Below are 7,266 nucleotides of genomic sequence, written 5' to 3'. Positions count from 1 at the left end.
GTCTTGGCGGAATAGACATAAAGCGGGGTGTCAAACTCCTGCACCAGTTCCTTGATACTTATATCCTCTGCATAAAGCTCGCCGTTTCTGTATTCAAAAAAATTCATTCTCTCTCCTGACTATGTTTTTTAAAAATTTAGTGTAACTATTCAACCTCTGCTGAAGCTGAACTATATAAGGCGGGCATTGCCCGCAACCCAATAAAGAAAAGAGCTATTTGACAGGATTAACAGGATTAAGAGATGGATTAAGAGAAAAGTCATTTTGTCCTGGCCGGAAGCCAGGCCAAAAGGTTATCACTCCAGCACTCACTTTCTTCCGGCACTCATGAAGAAGAAAGTGAGTGCTGGATGGTTAATGCAATCTGCGGCTTCCGGCTTGCCCTGTGAAATTCCGCAGGACAGCGCAGCTGATTTCACCGGGGCCGCTGATTGCTTATCCTGTCAATCTATGCCTGCCACGCTTCTTTGGCGTGGTTAATCCTGTCTAAGGCCTGCCACGCGCAGCGCGTGGTTCTTGTTTTTTATGACAGGGTTTCAGGAGTAAGTCTAAAAAGTCTGGTGCCTGAAAGCAGGTAAAATACACAGTTATATGCAAAAGCTCCGAGAAATTTTAGACAGAATCGACGGCAGGGGTTACAAGGCCTACAAGGATCTGCAGGGCGGGTATTCTTTCGGGGAGTTCAGGCTCCTGGTGGATTATGTGCAGGGTGATCCTTATGCTCCTCCGTCCCGGGTAAGGGCCGTTGTGCCCTGGGAGACAGCAGGCCTTCCGGAACATGCCCTGCAGGGAGAGGCCAGGAAGGTTGCAGCCAGGGATTTTCTGGCCCGGGCTTTTTCCAGGGCTGTTCAAGGTGAAAGGGATATCCGCATAGATGCCGGAAAACAGACCGTTCTGGACCGCACTGCCTGCCTTTTTACTCCTGACGGGGTGGAACTGAGATTTACAGTCACCCTGCCGGCCAGGGGCAGGACCATACTGGGGCGACAGGCAGCAAGACTGCTAATGGAGGCTGTTCCTGAAGCGGTAAGTGCGGTGACTGTTAGACGTCTGGATTTGAAGGCCTTGAAGCTTCACTGCGATGTGACCCAGGACCAGCAGAGCCTGCGGGATCAGCTGGACGAGATGGATCTGGCCGCTTTTCTGGCGGACGGTTCCATCCTGCCCCGCAGGTCCGGGGTGGATGATCGGCCCTTGCAGGACGCGGTTGAACTTTCATCGCCTGATACCCTGCAGGTGACCCTGCATGCCCCCAATGCCGGGGATTTGTCCGGGCTGGGTATTCCCCTGGGGGTCAGCCTGATAGTGGGCGGGGGATTTCACGGCAAGTCCACTCTTTTAAAGGCGGTGGAAGCCGGGGTATATGATCATATCCCCGGAGACGGCCGGGAAAGGGTGGTCAGCAATGCCCTGGCCCTTAAAATCAGGGCCGAGGACGGCAGGGTGGTGCACAGCGTGGACCTCTCACCCTTTATAAGCGAGTTGCCCTACGGCAAGTCCACCCGGGATTTTTCCACGGACCTGGCCTCAGGCTCCACCAGCCAGGCGGCATCCCTGCAGGAGGCCCTGGAAATGGGAGCCAGCGTGCTGCTGGTGGATGAGGATACTTCCGCCACCAACTTCATGATCAGGGATCAGAGGATGCAGAAGCTGGTGGCCGGGGATGAAGAGCCCATTACGCCTTTTGTGGACCGTATCCGGGAGTTGCGGGACGGCCTGGGTATCTCAACGGTACTGGTCATGGGAGGATCGGGAGATTATTTCGATCATGCCGATACCGTCATCCAGATGCATGAATATAAGCCCAGAGACGTGACTGCTTCCGCCAGGGAGATAGCTTCCACCTGGGCAACCGGCCGGGTGCAAGAGCCCGGGTCAGCCCTTGGACGTCCAAAACCCAGAAGCCTTGACGCTTCCAGGCTGAATCCCTGCCGCAAGCCCGGAAAAAGAGTCATCAAGCCTGACGGCCTGGATGCTTTGCTGTTCGGCCGGGACGAGGTGGATCTGCGGGCCCTGGAGCAACTGGCTGATCCCTCTCAGGTAAGAGCCATCGGGGTCATCCTGGCCCGGCTGGCTGAAAACGGGCAAGTGATACAGGATCCGGCGGCGCGCATCAGGCGGATGCTGGAAAATGATCTGCCCCGCCTGGCCTTTGCCCCGGACGGGGACCTGGCCAGGCCCAGGCCCCTGGAAGCCATGGCTGTACTCAACCGCCTGCGAAGCGCCCATCTGAGGGGCTGCAAGGATTAAGCCGGGTCAGTGTCCTGCAAAAAAATCAGGCCTGGAAAAAATCCCTGTACCACTTTACAAACCGCTCAATTCCTTCTTCTACTGAAGTCTCGGGTTTGTAGTCCAGGTCACGGACCAGGTCGTCCACGTCGGCGTAAGTGCTGGGCACGTCACCTGGCTGCAGGGGCAGCAGGTTTTTTTGGGCCTTTTTGCCCAGGGCCTTTTCCAGGGCCTGGATGAAGTCCATGAGCTGTACAGGGTTGTTGTTGCCTATGTTGTAAAGCCTGTACGGGGCGCTGGATGAAGCCGGATCGGGATTTTTGGGGTCCCAGTGCGGATTGCCTGCGGGTGGATTGTCCAGAACCCTGATGACCCCTTCCACTATATCGTCGATGTATGTAAAGTCGCGCTGCATCCGGCCGTGGTTGAACACGTCTATGGGCCTGTCTTCCAGCATGGCCCTGGTGAACAGGAAAAGAGCCATGTCCGGGCGGCCCCAGGGTCCGTAGACGGTGAAAAAACGCAGTCCGGTGCAGGGCAGCCCGTAGAGGTGGGCATAGGTGTGGGACATGAGCTCGTTACTCTTTTTGCTGGCGGCGTAAAGGCTTATGGGATGGTCCACATTGGCGTGCACTGAAAAGGGCTGTGTTTCATTTAGTCCGTACACGCTGGAACTGCTGGCAAAGACCAGGTGCTCCACCTGGTTGTGCCGGCAGCATTCCAGGAGGTTTATGTAGCCTACAAGATTGGAGTCCACGTAGGCATAGGGATTGGTCAGGCTGTAGCGCACACCGGCCTGGGCGGCCAGGTTGCAGGCCCGGGAAAATCCCTGTTCCTGGAAGAGTCTTTGCATTCCTTCCCGGTCTTCAAGGTTTTGCCTGATAAAGGAAAGTCCCGGATACTTATCCGAATGATACAGGCGGCCGTAGTCATACGGCTCCTGAAACCCGGATTCCCGGAGGCGGCCGTACTTGACCTGGACGTCGTAGTAGTCATTTATGTTGTCCAGGCCTACCACTTCAAAACCCTTCTCCACCAGTGCAAGGGCCAGCCTGAAACCGATGAATCCGGCGGTCCCGGTGACGAGTATTTTCATGTCTTCTCCTTTGGTTGCAAAGACCCCCCTGAAGTTGGTTTTGACTTCTGCCGGGAGCTGAGCTAAAAATACAGGTTATATTTTTTCAATCCGGCTTTAGCAAGTGTTATTTCCCACTCCAGATACTCAAGGATGAACCATGAGCGACTATGAAACTGTAATCGGTCTTGAGGTGCATGCCCAGCTCAAGACCCGGTCCAAGATATTTTGTTCCTGTTCCACGCAGTTCGGCAATGACCCAAATACCAATACCTGCCCCATATGTACCGGTATGCCCGGGGTGCTGCCGGTGCTCAACAAAAGAGCCGTGGAGTTCGCCGTAAAAATGGCCCTGGCCCTGGATTGCCGGGTCAATGAACGCTCGGTGTTCGCCAGGAAGAATTATTTCTACCCGGATCTGCCCAAGGGATACCAGATTTCCCAGTATGACCAGCCCCTGGCGGAACACGGCCATATAAAAATTCTGGCCCAAAACCGGGAAAAGGATGTAGGCATAACCAGAATTCACATGGAAGAGGACGCCGGCAAATCCATCCATTCCCAGGTGGAGGGGCTCAGCTACGTGGACTTAAACCGCACCGGAGTGCCCCTTATGGAGATAGTTTCGGAGCCGGATATGCGAAGTCCCGAAGAAGCAGCTGCCTATCTCAAGGCCCTGCGCTCCATCCTGCGCTACCTGGATATTTCCGACGGCAATATGGAAGAGGGCAGTTTTCGTTGTGACGCCAACGTGTCCATTCGTCCCAGGGGAAAGAATGAGTTGGGCACCCGCACCGAGATCAAGAACCTGAATTCTTTTAGAAACGTACAAAAGGCCCTGGAGTACGAAGTGTCCCGGCAGATGGATATTCTGGAGGACAAAGAAGAGGTGGTCCAGGAAACCAGGCTCTTTGACCCGGACAGGGGAATTACCGTATCCATGCGCGGCAAGGAAGAGGCTCACGACTACCGCTATTTTCCGGACCCGGACCTGGTGCCCCTGCTGGTGGACCGGGACTGGACCCTGAGGCTCAAAAAAGAACTGCCGGAACTGCCCATGGCCAGGCTGGCCAGGTTCATCAGCCAGTATGAGCTGCCCCATGAGGATTCCCAGGTCCTTACTTCTGAGCGTGACCTGGCGGATTTTTTCGAGGAGTGCACAAGGCTTTATGCCCAGCCCAAGAAGATAAGCAACTGGGTCATGACCGAGCTTTTAAGGGAGCTGAACCAGGCCGCAACGAGCATCAAAGAGTCCGGCTTCAGTCCGGGACTTCTGGCCAAGCTGGTGCGCATGGTGGATGAGGGAACCATAAGCAACAAGATAGCCAAGTCCTTATTCCCGGAGGTGTTCGCAAGCGGGTCCGACCCGGAGAAGCTGGTTCAGGACAAGGGTCTGGGCCAGATTTCCGACTCCGGGGAGCTGGAGCGGGTTGTGGACGAAGTCATAAGCGAAAATCCGGACGAAGTGCAGAAATATCAGCAGGGACGCAAGAAACTCATGAGTTTTTTTGTGGGCCAGGTTATGAAAAAGACTAAAGGCCAGGCCAATCCCGGACTGGTCAACGAACTGATAAACCGCAAGCTGGGCTGAACCGTGCAGCATGTATATTTTGATGAAAAGCAGAGTGTGCTGATGCTTCTGGACCAGAGGTATCTGCCTGACAGTGAGCAGTGGTTCAAGTGTGCAGGGACGCAGGATATAGTCTATGCCCTGCAGCAGATGGTCATCCGCGGGGCCCCGGCCATTGGGGTGACCGCGGCTTACGGCTGCGTGCTGGCTGCTCTGGAGGCCAGGGGGAGCTCCAACTGGGAAGAGGACCTGGAGAAAAGCCTGCAGACCATTGAGCATGCCAGGCCCACAGCGGCCAACCTGGCCTGGGCCGTGCGGGGCATGCGGCATGCATGGAGATCCGGCAGTTTTTTCTCTCCGGCGCAGCTGGCTGAGTTCTGGCTGCCCGAGGCCCTGCACGTGCATGAAGAGGACATCAGGATCAATAAAATGATAGGCGCTCATGGCCGGGATCTTATTTTTTCCGGGGATACGGTCATGACCCACTGCAACGCCGGGGCCCTGGCCACAGGGGGCTACGGCACCGCTCTTGGGGTGGTGCGCTCTGCTGTGGAGCAGGGCAAGGATATCCGGGTCATTGCCAACGAGACCAGGCCGTTTCTGCAGGGAGCCAGGCTCACGGCTTACGAACTGGCCCGGGACAACATCCCGGTAAGGGTGGCCTGCGACAATGCCTGCGGCCTGCTCATGCACAAGGGGCTGGTGCACAAGGTGGTGGTGGGGGCGGACCGGATAGCAGCCAACGGGGACACCGCCAACAAGATCGGGACCTACACAGTGGCGGTCATGGCCCGCAGGCACGGGATACCTTTCTACGTTGCCGCCCCGTTTTCCACTTTCGATGTGCAGACATCTTCCGGTGAGGATATTCCCATAGAACAAAGAGATCCGGCCGAAGTTAAATGCATGACCGGACAGATGATTGTGCCCCCGGACGTGCAGGTATACAATTACGCCTTTGATGTCACCCCGCATGAACTCATCACCGGAATCATCACGGAGAAAGGGGTTTTCGCCCCCGGGGAGATGGCCTGAGGGTTATTTTGCCTTTCATTTTAAGGAACAGAGATGAATATCAACCACTTCCATCCCCTCCCTTTTTTAACTGACCCATGCCGGGTTGCCGGGTATTTATGCTGCCTTTTGTCGTCATAGTCGGACGTCCCAATGTAGGCAAGTCCACACTGTTCAACCGCCTGCTGCGCCAGAACAAGGCCATGGTCCACGATCGCCCCGGAGTGACCAGGGACAGTCTGTACGGTCGCGTGCAGGGGCGTACCAGGGATTATACCCTGGTGGATACCGGGGGGCTGGTGCTGGAACAGGGAGCTCAGCTGGAAGAAGAGATTTACGAGCAGGTCCGGGAAGCAATGCACAGCGCAGACCTGATTCTTTTCATGGTGGACGGAAGTGCTGGAGTTACGGCTCTGGATGAACAGCTGGCCGCCATGCTCAGGCAGAGCCGCAGGCCGGTAAGGCTGGTGGTGAACAAGGTGGACGGCGAAGAAAGGGCGGCCCTGGTGGAAGGTGATTTTTATTCCCTGGGCTTTGACATGAACATGGTTTCAGCGGCCCACGGGTATAATATGCCTGTGCTGCAGGAGGCCATTGAATCCAGTCTCCCGGCTCATGAAGAACCGGAGGATCAGGCTGCACATCTGCGCCTTTCTCTGCTGGGACGACCCAACGTGGGGAAGTCTTCCCTGGTGAATACACTGCTTGGACAGGAAAGAGTGCTGGTGAGTTCCAGGGCCGGGACCACCAGGGACTGCGTGGACGTGATCCTGGAAAAGGGTGATAAACGTTACGTTTTCATCGATACCGCCGGGGTGAGGCGAAAGACCACCATAAGCGACGACCTGGAAAGATTCAGTGCCCTGCGGGCCATAAGGAGCTGTCAGAGATCCGATGTGGCTCTTTTGGTCCTGGACGCCCTTTCCGGGATGGTGGCCCAGGACAAGAAGCTGTTGTCCTTTCTGGAGCGGGAAAAGATACCCTTGGTGATCGTGGTGAACAAGGTGGATCAGATTCCCAGGAAAGACCTGGGCAAACTCAAAAGGTATTTTCAGGACGAACTGGCCTTTTGCGCTCATGCACCGGTAATCTATACCTCGTGCATCACCCGGGCCGGCCTTGGTGGCCTTATTCCCCTGGCGGAAAAGGTGCTGGGACAGTCCCGGGTCCGGGTGGGTACAGGCGAGCTGAACAGACTGGTCCGGGATGCGGTGCAGGCGCATCAGCCCCCGCTGGTCAAGGGACGCCGGGCCAAGATATACTACCTGACCCAGCCCGGGACCAGCCCCCCGGAATTTGTTTTTTTCGTAAATGATCCAGGCTTAATAAAGCCGGCTTATGCCAGGTATCTGGAAAAACAGATCCGCAAGAGCCTGGG

General features: G+C 56.0%; 5 protein-coding genes. 4 read left to right on the top strand and 1 reads right to left on the bottom strand.

The window, feature by feature from the left end; translation table 11 throughout:
• Positions 1–591: 591 nt before the first annotated feature.
• The gene (locus D5S03_RS11955; RefSeq protein ID WP_287044185.1) at positions 592–2,250 is read left to right on the top strand and encodes an ABC-ATPase domain-containing protein; all 1,659 of its coding nucleotides are present in this window, start codon (positions 592–594) and stop codon (positions 2,248–2,250) included.
• A 25-nt stretch (positions 2,251–2,275) separates the two neighbouring features.
• On the opposite strand, the gene D5S03_RS11950 is transcribed toward D5S03_RS11955, so the two are convergent.
• On the bottom strand, positions 2,276–3,325 hold the full coding sequence (locus tag D5S03_RS11950) for an NAD-dependent epimerase (protein WP_008869473.1): 1,050 nt from the start codon (positions 3,323–3,325) through the stop codon (positions 2,276–2,278).
• 139 nt (positions 3,326–3,464) lie between these two features.
• Between D5S03_RS11950 and gatB the strand changes: the two genes are divergently transcribed.
• The 3 genes from gatB to der form a co-directional block, all read left to right on the top strand.
• Positions 3,465–4,895 carry an Asp-tRNA(Asn)/Glu-tRNA(Gln) amidotransferase subunit GatB gene (gene gatB, locus D5S03_RS11945; RefSeq protein ID WP_287044183.1) on the top strand — a complete coding sequence of 477 codons (1,431 nt, stop codon included), beginning with the start codon at positions 3,465–3,467 and terminating at the stop codon, positions 4,893–4,895.
• A gap of 3 nt (positions 4,896–4,898) precedes the next feature.
• A complete protein-coding gene (gene mtnA / locus D5S03_RS11940) occupies positions 4,899–5,909 on the top strand; it encodes an S-methyl-5-thioribose-1-phosphate isomerase (RefSeq protein WP_008869471.1) in 1,011 nt (336 codons plus the stop codon).
• Between the two features lie 98 nt (positions 5,910–6,007).
• Positions 6,008–7,266: ribosome biogenesis GTPase Der (gene der, locus D5S03_RS11935; RefSeq protein WP_287044182.1), on the top strand; the 1,259-nt coding region annotated here is incomplete at its 3' end.

This window comes from Desulfonatronospira sp. MSAO_Bac3 (genome assembly GCF_003838035.1).
GTDB classification, from domain to species: domain Bacteria; phylum Desulfobacterota; class Desulfovibrionia; order Desulfovibrionales; family Desulfonatronovibrionaceae; genus Desulfonatronospira; species Desulfonatronospira thiodismutans.
Note: the sequence above shows the minus strand (reverse complement) of the source record. Positions and strands in the feature narration are given on the sequence as shown.

Bases quoted from the DNA above. Each gene is read 5' to 3' on its own strand.
- D5S03_RS11955 (WP_287044185.1), top strand. From the start codon at position 592: ATGCAAAAGCTCCGAGAAATTTTAGACAGAATCGACGGCAGGGGTTAC.
- gatB (WP_287044183.1), top strand. From the start codon at position 3,465: ATGAGCGACTATGAAACTGTAATCGGTCTTGAGGTGCATGCCCAGCTC.
- D5S03_RS11950 (WP_008869473.1), bottom strand. From the start codon at position 3,325: ATGAAAATACTCGTCACCGGGACCGCCGGATTCATCGGTTTCAGGCTG.